The 21,906-nt window shown below is 43.4% G+C and carries 17 protein-coding genes; 5 read left to right on the top strand and 12 right to left on the bottom strand.

Annotation, left to right across the window (positions count from 1 at the left end; translation table 11 throughout):
• Positions 1-55: 55 nt before the first annotated feature.
• A complete protein-coding gene (locus HMPREF0666_RS17235; RefSeq protein WP_157600234.1) occupies positions 56-259 on the top strand; it encodes a hypothetical protein in 204 nt (67 codons plus the stop codon).
• 27 nt (positions 260-286) lie between these two features.
• On the opposite strand, the gene HMPREF0666_RS03885 is transcribed toward HMPREF0666_RS17235, so the two are convergent.
• The 3 genes from HMPREF0666_RS03885 to pnp all read right to left on the bottom strand — a co-directional run bounded on the left by HMPREF0666_RS03885 (position 287) and on the right by pnp (position 4,500).
• On the bottom strand, positions 287-625 hold the full coding sequence (locus tag HMPREF0666_RS03885) for a hypothetical protein (RefSeq protein WP_009011018.1): 339 nt from the start codon (positions 623-625) through the stop codon (positions 287-289).
• Between the two features lie 547 nt (positions 626-1,172).
• Positions 1,173-1,766, bottom strand: a complete 594-nt coding sequence (locus tag HMPREF0666_RS03890) for a hypothetical protein (protein ID WP_009011019.1) — start codon at positions 1,764-1,766, stop codon at positions 1,173-1,175.
• 478 nt (positions 1,767-2,244) lie between these two features.
• Positions 2,245-4,500: a polyribonucleotide nucleotidyltransferase gene (gene pnp, locus HMPREF0666_RS03895; RefSeq protein ID WP_009011020.1), complete on the bottom strand. Its 2,256-nt coding sequence runs from the start codon at positions 4,498-4,500 to the stop codon at positions 2,245-2,247.
• Between the two features lie 526 nt (positions 4,501-5,026).
• Here pnp and HMPREF0666_RS18420 point away from each other — a divergent pair.
• Both HMPREF0666_RS18420 and HMPREF0666_RS03900 read left to right on the top strand, forming a co-directional pair.
• Positions 5,027-5,149 (top strand): hypothetical protein, encoded by a 123-nt coding sequence (locus tag HMPREF0666_RS18420; RefSeq protein ID WP_254919360.1) that lies wholly within the window; start codon positions 5,027-5,029, stop codon positions 5,147-5,149.
• Between the two features lie 474 nt (positions 5,150-5,623).
• Entirely contained in the window at positions 5,624-7,546 is a 1,923-nt protein-coding gene (locus HMPREF0666_RS03900) for a DEAD/DEAH box helicase (protein ID WP_009011021.1), read from the top strand.
• A gap of 177 nt (positions 7,547-7,723) precedes the next feature.
• On the opposite strand, the gene HMPREF0666_RS03905 is transcribed toward HMPREF0666_RS03900, so the two are convergent.
• From HMPREF0666_RS03905 to HMPREF0666_RS03915, 3 genes are all read right to left on the bottom strand, one after another.
• Entirely contained in the window at positions 7,724-9,847 is a 2,124-nt protein-coding gene (locus tag HMPREF0666_RS03905; protein WP_009011022.1) for a S46 family peptidase, read from the bottom strand.
• Positions 9,848-10,008: 161 nt separating this feature from the next.
• The gene (locus tag HMPREF0666_RS03910; protein WP_009011023.1) at positions 10,009-11,460 is read right to left on the bottom strand and encodes a lipopolysaccharide biosynthesis protein; all 1,452 of its coding nucleotides are present in this window, start codon (positions 11,458-11,460) and stop codon (positions 10,009-10,011) included.
• A 90-nt stretch (positions 11,461-11,550) separates the two neighbouring features.
• The gene (locus HMPREF0666_RS03915) at positions 11,551-12,777 is read right to left on the bottom strand and encodes a nucleoside recognition domain-containing protein (RefSeq protein ID WP_009011024.1); all 1,227 of its coding nucleotides are present in this window, start codon (positions 12,775-12,777) and stop codon (positions 11,551-11,553) included.
• Positions 12,778-13,203: 426 nt separating this feature from the next.
• Here HMPREF0666_RS03915 and HMPREF0666_RS03920 point away from each other — a divergent pair, with 426 nt between their 5' ends.
• Positions 13,204-13,638, top strand: coding sequence for a hypothetical protein (locus HMPREF0666_RS03920; RefSeq protein ID WP_009011025.1), 435 nt, complete (start codon positions 13,204-13,206; stop codon positions 13,636-13,638).
• Positions 13,639-14,252: 614 nt separating this feature from the next.
• Here the strand turns inward: HMPREF0666_RS03920 and HMPREF0666_RS03925 are convergent.
• The 6 genes from HMPREF0666_RS03925 to HMPREF0666_RS03950 all read right to left on the bottom strand — a co-directional run bounded on the left by HMPREF0666_RS03925 (position 14,253) and on the right by HMPREF0666_RS03950 (position 20,947).
• Positions 14,253-15,269: a M28 family peptidase gene (locus HMPREF0666_RS03925; RefSeq protein WP_009011026.1), complete on the bottom strand. Its 1,017-nt coding sequence runs from the start codon at positions 15,267-15,269 to the stop codon at positions 14,253-14,255.
• 65 nt (positions 15,270-15,334) lie between these two features.
• The gene (locus HMPREF0666_RS03930) at positions 15,335-17,197 is read right to left on the bottom strand and encodes a fused gamma-glutamyl-gamma-aminobutyrate hydrolase/peptidase (protein WP_009011027.1); all 1,863 of its coding nucleotides are present in this window, start codon (positions 17,195-17,197) and stop codon (positions 15,335-15,337) included.
• 51 nt (positions 17,198-17,248) lie between these two features.
• Positions 17,249-17,716, bottom strand: coding sequence for an Lrp/AsnC family transcriptional regulator (locus HMPREF0666_RS03935; RefSeq protein WP_009011028.1), 468 nt, complete (start codon positions 17,714-17,716; stop codon positions 17,249-17,251).
• A 170-nt stretch (positions 17,717-17,886) separates the two neighbouring features.
• Positions 17,887-18,897: an FKBP-type peptidyl-prolyl cis-trans isomerase gene (locus HMPREF0666_RS03940; protein WP_009011029.1), complete on the bottom strand. Its 1,011-nt coding sequence runs from the start codon at positions 18,895-18,897 to the stop codon at positions 17,887-17,889.
• A gap of 406 nt (positions 18,898-19,303) precedes the next feature.
• Positions 19,304-20,251 carry an FKBP-type peptidyl-prolyl cis-trans isomerase gene (locus tag HMPREF0666_RS03945; RefSeq protein WP_009011030.1) on the bottom strand — a complete coding sequence of 316 codons (948 nt, stop codon included), beginning with the start codon at positions 20,249-20,251 and terminating at the stop codon, positions 19,304-19,306.
• Positions 20,252-20,341: 90 nt separating this feature from the next.
• Positions 20,342-20,947: an FKBP-type peptidyl-prolyl cis-trans isomerase gene (locus HMPREF0666_RS03950; RefSeq protein ID WP_009011031.1), complete on the bottom strand. Its 606-nt coding sequence runs from the start codon at positions 20,945-20,947 to the stop codon at positions 20,342-20,344.
• A gap of 256 nt (positions 20,948-21,203) precedes the next feature.
• Between HMPREF0666_RS03950 and HMPREF0666_RS03955 the strand changes: the two genes are divergently transcribed.
• Positions 21,204-21,896, top strand: a complete 693-nt coding sequence (locus tag HMPREF0666_RS03955; RefSeq protein WP_009011032.1) for a Sir2 family NAD-dependent protein deacetylase — start codon at positions 21,204-21,206, stop codon at positions 21,894-21,896.
• The last annotated feature ends 10 nt before the right edge of the window (positions 21,897-21,906 follow it).

Genomic DNA, 21,906 nt, shown 5'->3' on the forward strand with positions numbered 1-21,906 from the left:
CAGCCTTGTCTTATACATGCGAAAAGGCGTGTATAACAAGGCTTTTTAAGACACAGTGACGACAGAAAAGGGACTATCCTACGGGGTTCTATTTATCCTCGAAGGCTACTTTCGCCTATTACGGCCAAAGCTGACAAGGCATAACTATCCCCTTTTAGTGTCTGTGCCAGAGCTTGTTTCTGCTTTGAAATTGGTGAAAGACAATGGTTTGGACTACTCACATCAGTATCCAACAGCCTCTTTGGCCTATAGACAATAGGCCATGACAAGCAGATACAATCTCTCTTTAGAATCGTGTAGGAGGTGCCCTAAGGCTGATAACTTCCACTTCTGGGCGTACATACCTCGTTACGCAAGCAAGGAAAAGGAAGCCAAGTAAAATGATAACTACGTCATTCAACTGAATGCTCGTAGCTTTCATGTAATTGAAAAAGGCAAAATGACAAATCTTACAGGTGTCTGTGTCATGGCTCTGACTGTGTTGACCAGCCGTCTTATGACCTACAGCAAGCTCAGACTCTACCTGACATACATGCACAGCCTTAACTACCATTGGTAACATAAAGAGTACCAATAGCAGCCATGCAATGAGCATCTGTCTTGTATTTCTGTTCTGCTTTGCCATTTAAAAACCTTTATAATCGCTCGACAAAGATATTTATTATTTTGGGAGAAAGCAAATAATACGTTTTTATTTTTGCTATTATTAACAGTAGGAAACGGTTGCTAAACTTTCTTCTCGGGGTTGTTATGACGCTAATCAGTGCTTTTTTCATGGCATTACCTAAGTCTTTTCTGCCCCCATTGGTCGATGATTAGGAGTCTCCATGGCCCTACTTTCAAATTCTTTTCATGAAGATAAAGATTTATTTTCACGACAATAAATATTTTTTTTCATGAAGAAAAATATTTTTTTTTCATGAAAAAAATTCGCCACCGACTATAAGCAGCCCTCTTCAAGGGGGATATAAATAGGGTTGCATCGGCTTGATTGGTTCATATATGGGTACGTTCTGTACAGATATTCAAGTCTGTTTGTGGATGAATATATCCACTCTTCATAGCCCCCAAAGGATTCAGTCTTCATAAAAAAGGCAGGAATACACGATGTATCCCCGCCTTCCTTCATCTAAGAAAAAGCTTGTCACCAAACTATCTCGTCTCTTCCATGCTTATGGAAGGTGTTTTATTGCAGTGTAATAAGTCATATCATGGTAGCGTTCAACTCTATTCACACTACCCCCATCTTTATATTCCACGAATGGTATAAACCTACTGTCGGCATCGTTAAAAGTTCCAAGAAGGTTTAATCCGCTTGTTTCTATCGGCATATAATACCAACCCTTTGGGTTAAAACCATTATAAGGAGCATTAAAAGGCTTGTCCTTAGAGCGAATAAAATCTCTCTCTCCTAAGTAATAATTATAGTAGAATCCATTGCTGCCATTCAACAAATAGGCCACTTCAAGGCCGAAATTGTCTACAATATTATTGTTAGGATCTTTCAAGTCGATGTTCCAACCGTCTTTACATATATACTTTGAATAGCGCACACCACCCGTAACAGCCGATGGAGTAGACACTCCGGAGCCTATATTGATTACTTGATAGGCCTTATTCTTAGCTACAACCTCTGCATATCCTGTGCCTGCAGCTAAGCAAATAGACCTTCCTGCAGGTATCGATGTTGTTGAGTTTCCTGGCATACCGACACTACTACTGCCTCGACTCAATGCTTTGAGGTCGGTCAGGTTATCAACATACAATGCTCCGTAAGGCGGTACGTTCCATGGATTAGGACTAACAAGATAATAGCCTTTCAGGGATACCGTCTCTCTTGAAGCGTTCGTTATCTCAATCCAACTACGCTCCCCCGTCTCAGCAGACGAGTATTAGGTAGATGTGATTACACAATCAGGTTGATACGATTATACCATATAGATAGATAAAATAACACTATCTGGTTCATGCGATTATACCATTAAATAGATCAGATTACACCATCAAGTTGATACGATTATACTATTAGATAGATATCATTACACCATCAGGTTGATACGACTATACCATTAGATAGATGCGGATTCACTATCAGATTTACGCAGTTACATCGTAGGTAAATATTGTGTGCACAGTCAATAAAAACAGGGTTTGCGTACTGTACATCTTAAACAAAGGTGAGTATAATTCCCCCACAAGCCACAGTAGGCTTGCAGGGGACTATAAATTAATTACGAATAAAGTTTATTCGTGGTTCCCAAAATCATTGTTCTCACGACGTGGACGACGCTCGCCATCACGACGATCACCCTCACGACGTGGACGACGGTCGCCTCTTGGACGGCGTTGTGGCTCTACATAACCCTCTGGTTTGTCGAGTAACACACGACGAGAAAGCTTATACTTACCAGTCTTAGGATCGATCTCAAGGAGCTTAACCTTAATCTTATCGCCCTCCTTAATACCAGCTTCTTCAACAGTCTCAAGGCGCTTCCAGTCGATTTCTGAGATGTGAAGCAAGCCATCCTTACCTGGGAGTATCTCTACGAAGCAGCCGTATGGCATGATAGAACGTACTACACCCTCATAGACCTCACCGATCTCAGGAACAGCAACGATAGCCTTTATCTTACCGAGAGCAGCGTCGATAGAGTCCTTGTTTGGCGCAGATACCTGTACCTTACCTACTCCTTCTGTCTCTTCAATAGTGATAGTAGCACCCGTCTCTTCCTGCATCTGCTGAATAATCTTGCCTCCAGGGCCAATGACAGCACCGATGAACTCCTTCGGAATCTCCAACTGTACGATACGAGGAACCTGTGGTTTCATCTCGGCACGTGGCTCGGCAATTGTCTCAGTCATGATGTTGAGGATGTGCTCACGAGCTGCCTTAGCCTGCATAAGAGCCTTCTCAAGAATCTCGAATGACAATCCGTCACACTTGATATCCATCTGAGTTGCAGTCAAGCCGTCCTTTGTACCAGTTGTCTTGAAGTCCATATCACCCAAGTGATCTTCGTCTCCAAGGATGTCACTCAACACTGCATACTTGTCTTCACCAGGGTTTTTAATAAGACCCATAGCGATACCTGAGACTGGTTTCTTCATTGGAACGCCTGCATCCATCAATGCAAGTGTACCCGCACATACGGTTGCCATGGATGAAGAACCATTTGATTCGAGGATTTGACTAACCAAACGAACAGTGTAAGGGAAGTCCTCTGGAATCTGACCCTTTAGTCCTCTCCATGCAAGATGACCATGCCCAATCTCTCGACGACCAACTCCTCGCTGCGCCTTAGCCTCACCTGTACAGAAAGGAGGGAAGTTATAGTGAAGAAGGAAACGTTGGTAGCTCTTCTCCAAGACGTTATCAACCATCTTCTCATCCATCTTTGTACCAAGAGTACAGGTAGAGAGAGACATTGTTTCACCACGTTGAAAGAGTGAACTTCCGTGCGGCATTGGTAGAGTATCTACCTCGCACCATATAGGACGTATCTCATCTGTTGCACGACCGTCCATGCGCTTGCCAGTATCAAGTACGCTTCGGCGCATAGAGTCACGCTGAACATCAGCAAAGTAACGGTCGATAAGTGTGTGTTTTTCTTCGAGGTCGTCTTCTGAAAGGTCTGTGTGAGCAGCATCGTAAGCCTCAGTAAATTCAGACTTAATCTTATCGTAAGTCTCTTCACGGTGCTTCTTATCATCGTCACCACTCTGAGCCTGTGCGTAGCAAGCATCGTATGTAGCCTTGCGAAGCTCTTCACGGAGCTCTTCATCATTGACTTCATCTTCGTATGCACGCTTAACATCTGTTCCGCAAGCCTTTGACAGCTCCTCTTGCATCTCACACATCGGTTTAATAGCATCGTGTGCAGCCTTCAAAGCACCGATGAGATCCTGTTCAGAAACCTCATCCATCTCACCTTCAACCATCATGATATTGTCCTTGGTAGCACCTACCATGAGGTCCATATCAGCTTCCTTCATCTGCTCGAAGGTTGGGTTAATAACGTACTCGCCGTTAACTCGTGCAACGCGAACCTCTGATGTAGTATGCTCGATAGGGATGTCTGAAGCAGCAAGAGCTGCTGAAGCTGCCAATCCAGCAAGTGCATCAGGCTGATCGACGCCATCAGCTGACAGCAACATTACCTGTACATAAACTTCGCAGTGGTAATCTGATGGGAAAAGTGGACGAAGAACACGGTCCACAAGGCGTGATGTAAGGATTTCGTCGTCATTGGCTTTGCCTTCGCGCTTGGTGAAACCACCAGGGAAACGACCTGCGGCAGCATACTGCTCGCGATAATCAACTTGCAAAGGCATGAAGTCTGTGCCCGGAACTGCCTCTTTAGCTGCACAAACAGTGGCAAGAAGTACGGTGTTACCCATGCGGAGAACTGCTGCACCATCGGCCTGCTTTGCAACCTTTCCGGTTTCAATTGAGATGGTTCTCCCATCTGGCAACTGAACTGTTTTCGTAATTACGTTCATCTAAAAATTATAACTTATTGTTTTGACCAACATCTTTGGGAACCAAAAGCGGCAACAATGCGCAAGGTTCTAAAGTCTTGATGTTACCTTCTCACGCGTCCCGAAAAAAATTAATCCGTGCAAATTTACCTATTATATATGTAACACACAAATAAATAACCATATTTTTTGCGGTGCTAATTATCAGATGTTAAATCGCTTATCACTATACGCTCTCAGCTCAAACACGACCTTTTTGATTTTAGGTGATAGTTTTCTTCTTCCAAGGAGATTGTCGGACTGATGCTAAAGTAGGGTCTTTCAAGGTACAAAAATCGTCGTTTTCATCGTAAGAAAACAATGTTAATGAATTATGACAACCTTACTCCCTCGAATTATTATCATGAAAAAAAATATTTTTGTTCATGAAGAAAAATATTTCTTGTCGTGAAAATAAATATTTTTGTTCATGAAAAGAATTTGAAATTATCGGTCAATTGGTAACGAACAAAAGATATTACCCGACCGCCTCGAGCGATAATAAACAATGAAGAAACGCCTCTCAGCAGTAGTATTCACTCCCCTCTCCTATCAAGAAGAAACCAAGGCAGGGCCTTACCTTAGCCTAAAAATAAAAAGGCTTCGCATCCCTGCGAAGCCTTTCGTTTAACATCAATCTTACTCACGTAAGTTTTGTGTCCTTGTACTAACTCAAATAATTAACTTTAATAACGACTATTTTCTATTTGACAACGCAAAGTTACAAAAAAACACATAAATAAAATGAGATTTAGAAATAATCATTAATACTTTTAGACTTTATAACAGAAAGCGCAGTTTGGCGTATTTTTTTAATAGGTTTTGACACAACTATTTCTTCTCTTAGCCTTATTTTTAATAGTGTTCACGGTCTTTTCCACGCTCTTTCACCAACTATTTGCCCCATAACCTTGATTTATAATCGGTTTTATTTGTCCATATCAACATCTTGCCGTACCTTTGCAACCAATAAAAAGGTAACATACCACCTGAGAGTCTGCGTACTGACTGGTTGAAGCCCGTCGCAGGCAAGTGTCTTTTTAGTGGGTTCGTTTGGTGGTGATCTTACCTTTTATATAGGATAATAAATAATAAACAAACGAATTTGAAGACATTTGAAGAGTTAGGTGTGAGCGAAGAGATTCGTCGCGCCATTGGTGAGCTTGGATTTGAACATCCAATGCCTGTACAAGAAGAAGTAATCCCTTATTTACTTGGTAATCGTAACGACGTCATCGCACTGGCACAGACTGGTACGGGTAAGACGGCAGCCTTTGGTCTTCCTCTGCTGCAACGCATTGACACAAGCAGCAAGGATACGCAGGCGATAGTGCTTAGTCCTACACGTGAACTATGTTTGCAGATTGCTGATGACCTAAAGGAGTTTAGCAAGTATATCCCCCATCTACACATCGCAGCGGTCTATGGCGGTGCATCTATCGATACACAGATTCGCCAGTTGCGCCATGGTGTACAGATAATCGTGGCTACGCCGGGTCGTCTGATTGACCTTATGCATCGTGGAAAAGCTCGTCTGGACAATGTGAGAAATGTTGTCTTGGACGAAGCCGACGAAATGCTTAACATGGGTTTCCAAGAGAGTATCACCGAGATATTGACTGGTGTGCCCGAAGATCGTAACACATTGCTATTCTCGGCTACGATGAGTCGTGAAGTAGAACGGGTTGCAAAGGGTTATCTGCATGACTATAAAGAGATCGTAGTGGGTAGCCGCAACGAGGGAGCCGAGAGTGTTAACCATATTTATTATATGGTGAATGCACGCGACAAGTATCTTGCCTTGAAACGACTGGTTGACTTCTATCCAAAGATATATGCGATAGTTTTCTGCCGCACAAAGCTTGAGACGCAAGAAATTGCTGATAAGTTGATTAAGGACGGATACAATGCTGAAGCCTTGCATGGCGACCTCTCACAGCAGCAACGTGACCTTACGATGCAGAAGTTCCGCTCACATCTCACACAGATTCTCGTCGCTACAGACGTTGCAGCACGTGGACTGGATGTGAACGACTTGACACACGTTATCAACTATGGGCTACCTGATGATATAGAGAACTATACTCACCGCTCTGGCCGTACGGGTCGTGCAGGGAAGAAGGGTACGTCTATCTCGATTATCCACTCTCGTGAGAAATATAAGGTACGTAATATTGAGCGCGAAATCGGTAAGGACTTTGTCGATGGAACACTCCCTTCTCCAGAGGAGATATGCAAGAAACAGTTGTTCAAAACTATGGATGACATCTTGAAAACAGACGTTGATGAAGACCAGATAGCACCTTATATGAAGGATATCAACCGTCAGTTCGAGTATATCGATAAGGAGATTGTCATCAAGAAGATTGTTACTGCGACCTTTGGTAGGTTCCTTGATTATTATAAGAACGCTCAAGAGATTGAGAAACCATCCTCACGTAGTTCACGAGATGATAGCCGTAGCACAAAAGGAGAAGGCAGAGGAAGTCGCAGCCGTGGCCCTCGTAAGGCGGAGAGTGGCTATAAGCGACTCTTTATCAACCTCGGTAAGGCAGATGGTTTCTATCCGGGTGAGGTGATGCAGTTCATTAATAAGAATATGCATGGGCATCAGGCGGTAGGCCATATAGACCTCCTTGCAAAGCAGAGCTACATCGAAGTGCCTGAACAGGACGCCAAGAAGGTGATGAGTGCATTGGATGGTGCTACCTACAAAGGCCGCAAAGTGCGTTGTAACGATGCTGAAGAGGGTGGCCATGGACGCTCGGCTGGTGGTCGCTCGGCTGGTGGCAATGGTCGCTCATCAGGCGGTCGTAGTGGTTACGCCAGCCGCGGAGAAGGTCGTCAAGACGCTCGTGAGCGTAGAGGACGTGGTCGACGACAGAATGATGACAATGCTTTTGGCGCACAGTATAAGTTCAAGAAAGATGATTGGAAGGAACTTATGAAAGGTGCACCAGCTAAGCTAAAGGGCGACGAACCCGATTTCTCTGAAGAAGGATGGGCCAGACGCAGACCAAAGAAATAGGGAGCTATACTACAGCTCAGTCTGAAAGGATGGAGGACTTAGCGTATAAAGGTGAGGAGTAAACTGATAGTAAACACCTCATCTACTGCATTTTATCCTTCAGAGTGGCTTAAAGAGCTATCAAAAAAGCCCCATAGCATCGATGCTATGGGGCTTTTTATATATTAAGACAGACCCTTACTGTGGATTAATCTCGTTCAGCAAACGATCAGCGTGACCCCACTTATCCATTAAGTAGAGTACATAACGAATGTCAACACCAATACAACGTGCGAGCTTGCGATCGAAGTTGATATCGCTTGAAAGGCTATCCCAGTTACCGTCGAAAGCAAGACCAATAAGGCGACCCTTACCATCGAACATTGGAGAACCTGAATTACCACCAGTGATATCATTGTTAGTAAGGAAGCAAAGCTGCATCTTTCCTGTTGTCTTATCAGCATAACGACCGAAGTCCTTAGCACTCATAAGCTCCATCATGACAGGCTCTACCTTGTAATCCTCAAGCTTCTTACCCTTCTTCATCTTCTCTACAATACTCTCAGCGGCCGTGTAATAGTTGCTATCAAAGCCTCCAAGCATATAGCCACCCACCTGTCCATAAGACAAGCGCATGGTGAAGTTGGCATCACTATAGTGTGGCATGTCCATCTCCATCTGCACCTTTGCCTCGCAGAGCTTCTTCTCCTCGTTCGCAATAGCTTCTTCTTTCGTGGCATAATCAGCTAATACTTTCTGATACACCATTACGAGCTGCACTCCAAGTAAGATACCTGGGTCTTCAAGAGTCTTCTCATCATTATAGAACTTATGCCCTTTAACGAGTAACATACTCTTTGAATAAAGCCAGTCAACATACTTCTTATAATTATTACCAAACTTAGTCTTGATTTCATTATACGCCTCTGGGAGATACTGAGCAGGCACATGTTCGGCATAATTCTTCAACATTGCGGCTGTCATCTCCTTGTCAAGAGCTAAGTTCCAATCGTTACTATTGTCCTTAAACAGTATGTACTGTCCCTTAGGATCGTTCTCTGACCCCTGTGGTTCGATAGCTCCACGAGTGATATCAAAGGCCCTCTGAATCAATTCAGACACCTTCCAGAAAGACTCTCTCCAATAAGCTTGAACCAAGGCAGGCTCGTTACTTTCTTTATAAAGCCTACTCAATTTAGCAAAGTCGACATCTACAGAAGGGTCTTTCACCTTCTTCTCGTCTAACCACCTTTGTATCTTAGCCTCGTATTCAGCCTTTTGACGAATCAAACCAATGGAGTCTATGCACTTATTCATACCCATTGAGTTCTTCCAATAGTTCGCTGCTCCAACGTACTTGTCCTCATATTGGATACGAGTCTTCTCACTCTTGTCCATATAACGCTTTAGGATAGCAAGCTTAATACCACGTGCTTGCACCTGAACAGCGTTGTTTATGTCTCTACGTTGCTGTATACCGTATGAAGAAAGATACCGATTAGTAGAGCCCGGATAGCCTATTGTCATCGCAAAGTCCTTGTCCTTATAGCCTTCAAGACTTACTGGTGCCCAGTTAGCAGGCTTATATGGCACATTATCCTTTGAGTAAGAAGCTGGTCCATTGGTCTTAGGATCAGCATAGATACGGAACACTGAGAAGTCACTTGTTTGTCTTGGCCACATCCAATTGTCCGTTTCTCCACCGAACTTACCCATACTCTTTGGGACAGTAAAGACCAGTCTCACATCAGGAAAATCCTGATATGTAGTTGCATAGTACTTGTTTCCCTCATAGAAAGGGTCTATACTGATATGCAGGGTCTTGTCGATAGCCTTAATAGAGTCAGTCAGATGGTTGGTAAGAGAGTCTATGATAGCCTCGGTCTGTTCGCTGTTCTTCCCTGCAACAAGCTTACTCACACGAGCTGTAATATCCTCCTGTTTCTTCATGAAGGATACAAACAAGTCTTTGTTTGGGAGTTCCTCAGCATAGGTCTTGGCGTAGAAGCCATTCTTCATATAGTCATGTTCTACGGTGGAATGGGCATTAATTGCACTAAATCCACAATGGTGATTGGTGAAGACCAGGCCATTTGGAGAAACAACAACGCCTGAGCAATAGCCAGAGAAATTAATAACTGAATTGCTGATAGCGTTTGGAGCGCCATAAAGCATAGCCTGTGGCAACTGGAAACCCTCAGCTACCATTTGTTCATAGACGGCCTCTGGCAAGTTATAGAGCGTCCACATACCTTCATCAGCATGCATAGCTGTACTACCCAATGCGAGAAGTCCGGCAATAAGTAATGTCGATTTCTTCATATTAATACTATTAATTAATTGATACTTACTTGTTTTCTACTTGTGTATAAAGGGTTAACAAAAATCTATGGGGAGCTTAGAGAGGGGGCGCCTACTTATCTATAACGCTCTATAAGGCCATCCTTTATAGTCTTATAAACCCTCTTCTCCCATAATATCTCTTATTTCTTACCAAATCGTTTACGCAGTTGTTGCAGCGGGAAGTCATGGTATAAGACATGAGCAATGAATAGGATAATAACCAAAGTATTAATTCCTAAAGCCGCAGCAACAGACAGGTTGGCATTAGTATAGCTAATAATAGCAAAGAAGAGACCACCTATAAGGACATAGACCCCAATACTCTTTAATGGATAATCTATCGGATACTTACGTTGACCGACGATATAAGACAGCACCATAGCCGTAGCGTTACCCAAGAAACCTGCCCATGCACAAGCGATATAACCGTATTGGGGGACGAAAATAACGTTGATTCCGATAATTACAGCACATCCGATACCTGAGAAGTAAGCCCCCCAAATCGTCTTATCAATGAGCTTATACCAGAAACTAAGGTTGAAGTAAACACCTGTCATGATACCTCCTGCCATCACGATAGGCACCACCTCCAGTCCTACCCAGTAGTCACGCCCAATGATATGACGCAGAACATCCATATAGCCCATCACCACCAAGAAAGCTAAAAGCGTAAAGATGATAAAGAACTTCATAGCTCTTGCATACGTCTCCTTATTGTCCTTGTCGCGAGCCTTACCAAAGACGAATGGTTCATAAGCATAGCGAAAGGCCTGCGTAATCATCGACATGATCATAGCTATCTTACTTGCAGCCCCAAAGATACCCAACTGTGTATGCGCATCGCTATTCTTATAGACGTATGGGAAGATGATATAACCTGCCGTTTGATTAAGAATACCAGCAATACCAAGGATGAGGATAGGCCAAGAATAGGATAGCATCTTCTTCGCCAAAGGCATATCAAGGAGCTTACCACTGGCAAAGAAGCCATCTTTCAACTCTCTCCAGAAGCAGAAAGTGATAGTTCCTGTACAAACAAGGTTGATGTAGAAGGCATAACCTACATCATGTCCGCCTAAGAAGAGATAGTAAACAAGGTTCAAGATGATATTCAACGCAATGAATAACAGTTTGAAGGCAGCAAACTTAATAGGGCGCTTCTTATATCTTAGATAGGCGAAAGGAATAGCCTGAAAAGCGTCTATCGCAACCGTGATAGCCATCACCCACACATACGAAGGATGTTCTGAATAGCCCATAAAGTCACAGATAGGCTGTAAGAAAACAAAGACCATCGCTATAAACAGCAGTGATGACAATCCTACTAAAGACAGAGTAGTTGAGTAAACCTTCTGTGGGTCTTGGTCAGTCTTGTTGGCATAACGGAAGAAAGTAGTCTCCATACCATACGTCAGAACCACCAACAGCAAGGCTGTATAGGCATAGATGTTTGTTATAACACCATATCCACCGCTCGCAGCACTAATCTTTGCAGTATAGAGGGGTACGAGAAGATAGTTTAAGAACCTTCCGATAATACTGCTAAAGCCATAGATAGCAGTGTCTTTTGCCAGTGATTTTAAATTTGCCATTGTCGTTTTGTAGTTTAGCTTATTTGCCCTATTAGGCTAATAAAGCTTATAGGGCTAACAGCCCAATAGTTTAATAGACTCTATTATCTCCTAAAAGAATATATAGCAGACGGCGATAGCGGCTATTACACCCGCCAAATCAGCTAACAGTCCACAGGCCAATGCGTGGCGAGTGTAGCGTATTCCGATACTGCCAAAATAAACTGCAAGAATATAAAAGGTGGTATCTGTTGAACCTTGGAAGATACAACTCAATCTGCCAACGAATGAGTCAACACCAAAGGTTTTCATTGATTCCAACATAAGGCCACGTGCTCCACTACCTGAAAGGGGTTTCATAAAGGCTGTGGGGAGTGCATCCACGAATCTTGTGTCAAGTCCACATTGCTGTACAACCCACCTTATACCATCTATCAAGAGGTCTAACGCACCAGAAGCACGTAGCACTCCTACTGCCACAAGGATAGCTACTAAATAAGGAATAATACGTACTGCGGTTTGGAAACCATCTTTCGCTCCTTCGATGAAAGCGTCATAAACATTCACCTTCCGCCACATACCAACAACGATGAAAAGGACGATTATCGACATGATAATCAAGTTTGACGCTACTTTAGTTACCGTATTCATCGTTTGCTTATCCATCTGTCCGAATCCCCACATTACCAGTCCGACAAAGCCAATGATACCAACAAGACCCAAGAACAATGTTGGTTGGAAGATATTGACACGTTGCCACGCTGCTGTAAGGAGTATACCTGCTATCGTCGCAACCGTTGTTGCCAACAAGATAGGGATGAACACGTCCATTGGCTGTGCTGCTCCGTTCATGCTCCGATAGCCAAGAATAGTCGTAGGGATAAGCGTCAAACCCGAAGTATTCAGTACTAAGAACATTATCATTGGGTTTGTTGCCGTGTCTTTCTTGGTGTTCAGTTCTTGCATCTGCGCCATCGCTTTCAATCCAGTAGGGGTGGCTGCATTGTCAAGGCCCAACATGTTTGACGCAATATTCATAAAGATAGACCCCATAACAGGGTGATTCTTAGGAATATCAGGGAAGAGCTTTGAGAAGAAAGGGCTAAGCATACGTGCAAGAACATTTACTACACCAGCCTTTTCGCCAATCTTCATGATTCCCAACCACAGTGCTAAGACACCTGTAAGACCGATAGAAGTCGTGAAAGCTGTCTTAGATGAGTCGAATGTGGATAGCATCATCCTACTAAATATGTCTGTGTCTCCCATCAAGAGAGAGACGAGTCCGAAGATAAATGAGATGAGAAAGAATCCTATCCAAATATAGTTCAGTGCCATTTATTGCTGCTTATAATTGTTTTAAGATGTCTGTTATATATCAGAAACGGGGACAGACAGCCCCACAAAGGTACCATGCTTTCCCAATGCAAAGATAAACATTTCTGTGTGAACCTACGGCATAATAAACTAAAAAGATGTTGTTTGTGTCCGTGTTTCTAATTGTTTTGTCGATAATATGTCGTGGGTTGTTTTCTTAAACCATGTCTAAACAACCCTTATTACACCTTATTTTTCTATCTTTTATCGATGATTAAACCGTTAGACGCATATTATTTAATCTTTTTAACATACCTAATTATGTATATATAGTACGAAGTCTTTAACTTTGCAAACGTCTTTTTCGGATAGAATTGTATCTCTTTCCGATTACTATTAATACATAATTAGTCACTTTGCGAATACAGATAGTAACTGTAAGACTATATGGGTATATTCGATTTGTTTAAGAAGAGTAAGCGAGAAACGCAACAGAAGGGCCAATGTTTCTTAGATAAAGAGGAGACCGAGGAGGTCGATTTATGGTCTAAAGCTTGTGTAGCAGAGCCTCAATGTTATGAAAAAGAGGGCAAGGAGAAGCTCCTTAGTTTCGTTATAACAGAGGGTGTCAACACTATCCTACCAATGTTTCCTAACGAGTTATACAAGAACAAGGAAGATAGCTTCGCTGACATACGCCTTAAATTCGTTAGTACAACGAACCAAGGAGAGGTAGTCGACCTACCTTTCTTTCATTGTGTACCTGCTTTATCGAACTATGCTGTGGAGTACAGAGAGCCTAATGTATTAATTAGAGGACTGAATGCGGCTGAGATGTGCTTGCTGATTTCAAGTGTCAAGCAGTCATTAAAGCGCCTATAAACGCCTGAAAAGGAGACTACATTATCAATCGTCAAAAATACCGATTATGGTTGCAAGAGATTTTGCCCATAGTCGGCTTTTTCGTTTTCAACCTTCTTAAATGGCCCATTCCATCGAAGAAAAAGGGGCTAATCTACCCTCCCTTCCTCTCAAAACGCTACTCATTACCGACACGAAAAAGCTTAGTTAGCCTTTGAGACAAGTTGCAGCTTAGTACTTAACCCTTCTTTCTTATTCCCTTCCATCAACTGATTTACACCCACAAAGACACTCCCCGGCGAATTATTTTCATGAAGAAAAAGAATTATTTACATGAAAAGAAATATTTTTTTTCATGAAAAAAAATTGGAGAAGGATGGTGTGCAGTGCGAAAAGGATGGTATAATAACCTTTTAGTCCAGTCCTTTCATTCCTTTCATGACGGCTTCTTCCACCCAAGAAATAAGTTGATTACACACAAAAACACCTATACCATTGTTCATAGACAGCACCTTATCGATTCTTTGTCGTAGTTAGCCCAACAAGAGACAGGCAAGAAAAGGAAAGGCTGAAATCCCTTACAGAATTCCAGCCTCTTATGTTCACGAGTAATAAAAACGTCTACCGTTACTCTTTTACAATGAATACAACACCTGAATAACAGTCTGTCCTACTGCCTGTAGCGTATTTTTATCAATATGCTCCATCGTGTCGTTGACCGTATGCCAGGTCGGACCGAAAGAGCTTTGTTGGCAATCAGGATAGTAAGGAATAATGTCTACAGTAGGAATACCAGCATACTGATTAACAGGAACATGGTCGTCTGTAACCATTCCACCGATGTTGTCTGGGAAATAAGAGCCATAGCCAGCCGACTTAGCAGCTTCCCAAACACGGCTAACGACGTCAGGAGCAAGCTGAACAGACATGCCCTCGCGATAAAACTGTGCTCCTTCGCCCCCTACCATATCAAGAAGAATACCGAACTGAGGCTTAACTGCAGTCGGGAAGTTCTTTGCGTAGTATTGAGCACCTAATGCCCAAGAGTCTTCACTATTCTGATATCCAGTCGCCCAGGTCGGTACTCCCCAGTCTTCTGCATCGAAACAAACGAAGTCAACACCCACTGTTAGCTTCTTATCGGCCTGTAACTGACGCGCTAACTCGAGCATTACAGCCACGCCACTGGCCCCATCATTGGCAGCCATGACAGGCTTCTTGTGGTTAGTTGAGTCTGGGTCGTTGTCTGCCCAAGGCCTACTATCCCAGTGCGCACATATTAAGATGCGTCTCTTAGCTTGTGGATTGAATCGTGCAATGATGTTGGTTGACTTCAACACCGTACCATCATAGCCTTTTAAGTCAGCCGTTTGTTCCTTGACCTCACAGCCATATTGCTTGAACTTCTCTACTATCCACTTGCCACACTTGTCATGGGCGGCAGAGTTCATCACACGTGGTCCGAACGCACACTGCGCTGCTGTGAAAGCGTAGGCAGAGTCTGCATTGAACGAAGGACCGACAGGTTTGGCCGTAGCAACAGTGTCAGTAGTATTCACATTACTACTTGCTTTACCCTTACAGCCGAACGTTACGGTTGTAAGCAACACTGCCACGAGGCAACCAAAAAGGGGATTTAAGTTTGTTCTCATCGTTGATTACGTTCTTATTCTCCGCCACCTCTATTTAAAAAGTAGCTGAAGACGATTCTATTCGTTTACTTTCTTACACTCTGTACCTTTGCCATTACACGAAGCCAGTTGGCTCCCCATATCTTTTCTATGTCTCGTTCGCTGTACTTACGACGGAGGAGATGGAGGGTGAAGTTTATCATTTCGCTGGCATCACACATACCTCTTACAGTGCCATCACCGTCGAAGTCGGTGCCAACTCCTACATGATCGATACCCATGATGTCGATGGCATGCTCGAGATGGGCTATGGCGTCCATCACTGTCGCCTCTCCGATCTTCTTCAAGAAACCCTGATAAAGCGTGATGTGGGCCACTCCACCCTTCTTTGCCAAGGCTCTCATCTGGTCGTCAGTAAGGTTACGAGGGACGTCACAGAGTGCTTTACTGTTTGAATGACTACATACGATTGGCATCGAACTGATGTCTAATGCGTCATAAAAACTCTTCTCTCCGCCATGGCTAAGGTCGACCATAATACCATTGCGGTTCATCTCCTTGATGACTTCCTCACCAAACTTACTTACGCCACCATGGGTGTTGCAGCCTCGAGCAGAGTCGCATATATCATTGTCACCATTGTGACAAAGGGTAATATAGGTCACACCTCGCTGTGCAAAATGCTTGACATTCTCAAGCTTATGTTCCAAGGCAAGACCATTCTCAATGGCAAACATGATGCTCTTACGCCCCTTACGCTTGTCTTCATAGAGGTCGGATGGGGTGCGAGCAATACTGATATAACGTTGATTCTGCTTGACTATTTCCTCGATTTTATCGAAGATAAGGTCGGCATAAGCGGCAGGTGAGAGATGATCTAACACCTCTGTAAGGTTAAGATTAAAGCGTTTTAGCCCCTCAACATCAATCTTTGATGAGAAAGACTCACCTATCTTCGGTTGTGGAAGGTATGCGGCCATCGTCACAGCATCCTGTCTTCCATCCGTCATCTTGTGTAGATCGTATAAAATACGAGGGTCGCGCTGTTCAAAGCGGACGCCTTGTGGGAAGAACATCGGCGTGTCGCAGTGTGTATCAAGCGTCAGGATACGCTGGTGAAGTTGCTTAGCAAGATAGAAGTTGTTGGCCTGTCCGACAAGCCACTGAAATAGTTTGCCGCCTTCTTCACCCATCCATTCAGGATGCCACTGTACTCCCATGATAGGCTTAAACTCACTACTCTCTATACATTCGATAACTCCATCGGGAGAGAGAGCCGTCACACGAAAGCGATTTCCAGCCTCCTTCACCGCTTGATGATGGAAACTATTGACCATGAGGCGTTCTTCCTTGTAGAGAGCATAGAGTACAGAAGACTTGAGAACGGTCACGCTATGCGTCGCTTCACTGCGTTCTGCGTCCTGTGAATGCTTGAGTGTTGCAGCATGAAAGGTTGTGATAGTCTTGTCTTTGCTCAACTTCTTCTCTACAGTCTCATCCGTTTTGATATAGTCTTCATAGATGTCCTGCTGTATTTTCCCGCCTAAGGCGACAGCAAGATTTTGTATTCCTCGACAGATACCAAGGATAGGCACTTGTCGATTATAGGCCAAACGAATTAGCATAAGTTCTGGTAGATCACGCTCAGCATTGATGTTGTGCAGCTTAACTGAGGGTTCTTCTCCGTACCAAAGAGGGTTAATATCGGCCCCACCAGTGAGGAGAAGGCCATCTAAATGGTCGAGTGTATTGACAAGAACATCCTTATCAGCAATAGGAGGAACCAACATTGGAACGCCACCAGCCGCTACCACCTGCTTATAATAGACATTCCTTAACGCTGCATCACCATTCATATAATTGGTTGTAATACCTATTATAGGCTTACGCTTAGCCTCTGGGAATGTGGCATACACCTTTTCAAGGTGCTCCTGAATATCATATTGCATTCTAATTACTATTTAATAAGTCGTTTAATCATTGTTAATTGGGAGAGAGACTTAGAGGAGTTCCTCTACAATAGGTATCTCTCTCTTAATGCTTTGTTCAAGAGATATAAGCGTCTCAGTCGATACCACGCCTGCAATACCTTGTAGTTGATTGTTAAGAAGGTCCATGAGTTGCTCATTGTCTTTGGCATATAGCTTCACAAGCATCGTATAAGGACCAGTTGTAAAATGGCATTCAACGACCTCGGGGATGGCACTTATGCGCTCAACTACCTTCTTATACATAGAGCCACGTTCAAGGTTAAGACCCACGTAGGTGCAGGTGCTGTAGCCTAAACTCTTCGGATTGACATCGAAACCACTACCCGTAATAACACCATTCTCTATGAGGTGCTGTACTCTCTGGTGTATAGCGGCACGTGACACACCACATTGAGCGGCCACATCCTTAAATGGCATGCGTGCATTCTGCGATAGAATACCTAATATCTTCTTGTCTAAACGGTCTACTTTTTCCATATTCAAGGCTGGATTACATTACTGGTTCGATAATTGAAAGATATAAATTGATAGCGAGCAAAAGTAGGGAATTAATATGGAACAGGCAACAATATGACAGAAAAAATGCGCCTCTTGGGCGCATTTTGTCTTTATTTTAAGGAATAGAACAGTATTTCACGGCTCTTACCTTACTTTTTTACAGTCTTCTTTGACTTCTGTGTAGGGGCTTTCTTAGCAGGTACTAACTTAGCAGCGTCCACTACTTTCTTCTCCTTTTCGGCTGGGGCTTCAATGCCTTTAAGGTCGAGTGTGAAGATAAGTGTTGAATATGGAGCAATGTCACGACCTGCGCCACGCTCGCCGTATGCCAAGTTTTCTGGTATAACAATCTCCCATGTTGAACCTACAGGCATCATCTTTAGAGCCTCGGTCCAGCCCTTTATGAGTCCATTCACATTGAAGGTATCAAACTCAACACCATGACGTGATGTGGCATCAAACACCTTTCCGTCAACAGTCTTACCTTCATAGCTTACCTGAACACGGTCGCCATCCTTTGGAAGAACGCCATCACCCTTCTTAATGATACGGTATTGCAAACCAGAAGGGAGTGTTACAACCCCTGCCTTCTTCTTGTTTTCTTCCAGATAAGCCTCATTCTTAGCCCTTGCTTCAGCCTCTTTCTTTACTTTCAGTTCAACTTGTTTCTTCTCAAAGAGCTGCTCAGCGACTGCTTGCTTTAGTACTGTAGAGTCTTTTGCAAGTGCTGCTACAAATCCTCGATAGAGTAAGTCGGCATTAATAGGAGCTGGTGTACCCTCGAACTGGGCTGTGACATTAGGCAACGTCGTCTTCTCTACCTGCGAACTGATGACCAATCCGGCTACATAAGCAGCAAAGGCAGAGTCCTTACGATGGTCTATTCCTTGGCGCAGGCCACGTAGGAAGTCAGGCATCTGGGCTTCTTTCACCCCGAACTGATTAGCGAGATAATCGTTCAGACCGCGAGTCATGGCCATACCTGCCGCATAACTCAACGAATCAGACGGTGTTCTTAACTCTACAGGAGTTGTTTTACAAGCCAGTTGACACTCAGTATTCTGTTTGCCGGCCTTGTTTTTCTTCTTACTCTGTGCACTTGCAGAGTTGAAGACTGAACCTGCTGCGATGAGCAGAGCCAGTATAATTACTTTCTTCATTGTTTTGTCGTTTTAAAGAAAAGATGTTTTTATTTTTAAGAGGGTGTAGATTAAATAGTATCTACAGAACTTCTGTTTTCCATCTGTCGAACTTTAATGCCCTCTTGTCTGCTTTTGTAAAGCTTTGTTTAGGGCTTAAACCATTGGTGCTAAGCGTTTTTTCGATGACTAATGATAGTCTTTTAACCATCTATACATCTTCCTTTCCATGCTACAAGAGTATCATTACTGAATTATTCTCATGAAAATAAATAATTACTTTCATGAGAATAAATATTTATTTTCACGACAATAAAGATTTTCTTTCATGAAAATAATTCGCTATCATCGTGAAAATGGATTACAGCTGATGCTCTTCCATATAAGATAAGGAAGACTCATCGAACCATTATCAAGCTTTAGTTGATTACATACCTGGCTTACCCTGTGGCTTACCTGGCTTACCCTGTGGCATACCTGACATACCCTGAGGCATACCTGGCTGACCCTCTGGAGCCTTCTCGATACCGAGTAACTCAACAGTAAAGATAAGTGTAGAGAATGGTTTGAGGTCTGGACTTGGCTGTTCAGCGCCATAACCTGCTGTATAAGGGATAGTAATCTCCCACTTAGCACCAACAGGCATCTTGGTCAAAGCCTCTGTGAAACCTGGGATAACACCACCTACAGGCATTGTAGCACCATCGCGCTGGTCGAAGACCTTACCATCGATAGTCTTACCAACATAGTTAATCTTAACTACATCTGAAGCTTTTGGAGTAGCACCAGAGCCTGCCTTGAGTTCTTTCACCTGTACACCATGACCGAGAGTCTTCACTCCTGGCTTCTTGGCGTTGGCTGCCATGTAGGCATCACTCTTCTTTTTGTTAGCACCGTAAGTCTTCTCTGCAGTCTTCATCTGAATAGCCTTTGATGTTTTCTGCTCAATCTCACGAGCCTGCTCAACGGTCATCTTCTGGCCCTTACCCTTTGCACTTGCTGCGAAACCAGCGAGGAAATTATCCAAAGAGATGCTCTTTGTTGAGTCTTCACCAAAGATTTGACGATTGAGTTGTTGCTTAATAACCATGTTCATCTGCATTCCTGCGCTTACACCAGCATTGTAAGCAGCACGCTTCTTATCATCGGCATTCTTCGCACCATCGTTCATTCCCTTTACAAACTCGTCTATGTAAGCGGTATCTATCTGCATTTGTTGAAGATACTGCTTAACACCTTGACCCTGATCAACACCGAATGCGTAGCTCAAAGAGTCTACATCAGATTTCAAACTCTCCTTTGGAGCTGAATTGCCACAGGCTGTGAAGCCTGCAGCTGCAATAGCCATAGCAGCTAATAAATAAACTTTCTTCATTATACTTTTATTTGTTTAGTTCCTTAAGCAATATTATTTAAGTAGGCGATAACCAACGATACGACCGCTTTCAACCGCCTACAATACTCATTATTTTACCTCTATCAACTCTACATCGAATACGAGTGTAGCAAAAGGAGGTATCTGTGCACCTGCACCACGCTCACCGTATGCAAGCTTATAAGGGATAAAGAAGCGATACTTAGCACCCTCCTGCATGAGCTGTACACCCTCGGTCCAACCAGGGATAACCTGATTCAAGCCGAATGTAGCAGGCTGATTGCGCTGATAAGAACTATCGAAGACAGTACCATCAATCAGCGTTCCTTCATAATGACATACTACTTGGTCTGTTGCAGAAGGCTTCTTACCATCGCCTTCCTTTAACACTTGATACTGTAAACCTGATGGTAAGGTAACAATACCCTCCTTCTTACCATTCTCAGCAAGGAAAGCCTCGCCTTCAGCCTTTGCTGCCTTACCAGCCTCAGCGGCTGCTGCTTGCTGCTTAGCTTCCTGCTCTTGGAAGAAATTCTGTACCAGTGTCTGTGCTTCAACATTGTCAACTTTCAGCTGTGAACCCGAAATAACATCCTTGATAGCCTGTGCGAAGTCGTCAATATTCAGTTCTTTTGCACCCATTCCAGCAAGTTGTGAACCGATACCGATCCCCAGTGCATAGCTTAATTTATCCATTCTTGTTCTTAATATGTTAATAATTAATGTGCAAAGATACTATTTTTAAGGTATAGTAGGGCATTAATCGGATTAAAATTACTAAATTTGTCATAGAGAACGGAGGATTAGCTAGTAAGTTGTAACTTATTACCTAAATTCTGAAAGATAATCTATTGGCATTCTCTTTGCCATACTCTCCTTTCAAGAACTTTATGGAATAGGTGCTTATTAGATATTCTCCTTGTTCAAGCCTCAACTCAATAAAGATCGAAGTATGAAGAGAATCGTATTCTTAACAGGTGCTGGAATGTCCGTGGAGAGCGGCTTCAAGACCTTTCGCGGTAATGATGGATTATGGGAAGACTACCCTGTTGAACAGATAGCTACCCACGAGGGCTGGCTTGCTAACCCTACCCTCGTCAATAACTTCTACAACCGTCTGCGTAAGAAACTATATGCGGCCAAGCCTAATGAGGGTCATCTCCTTATTAAAGAACTTGAGAAAGACTACGACGTAACAGTGATTACGCAGAATGTTGACAATCTCCACGAGAAAGCGGGGACTGAAAAGATTATCCATCTACATGGGGAACTGACTAAGGTGTGCTCAAGTAAGGACCCTGACGACCATAGATACATAGTAGAACTACCTGCTGATCACTGCGAGGTGGCACCAGGTCAGCTTGCAGGCGATGGCAGTCTCTTGCGCCCGTTCATAGTCTTCTTTGGTGAAGCAGTACCCATGATTGAGCCTGCAGCAGAGCTTGTAGCACAGGCAGACATGCTTGTCATCATTGGGACATCGCTTGTTGTCTATCCTGCCGCTGGTCTTGTGCAATACACCCGGCCAGGGACTCCTATCTATCTAATCGACCCTGACGATACGCCTACACGTGCTTCTGGTAGATTAACACATATCAAGAAGGGGGCAAGTGAGGGTATGAAAGAATTTATAAAACTATTGTAAGGAGTCGAGG

The sequence above is a fragment of the Prevotella sp. C561 genome, assembly GCF_000224595.1.
In the GTDB taxonomy this organism is placed as follows: domain Bacteria; phylum Bacteroidota; class Bacteroidia; order Bacteroidales; family Bacteroidaceae; genus Prevotella; species Prevotella jejuni.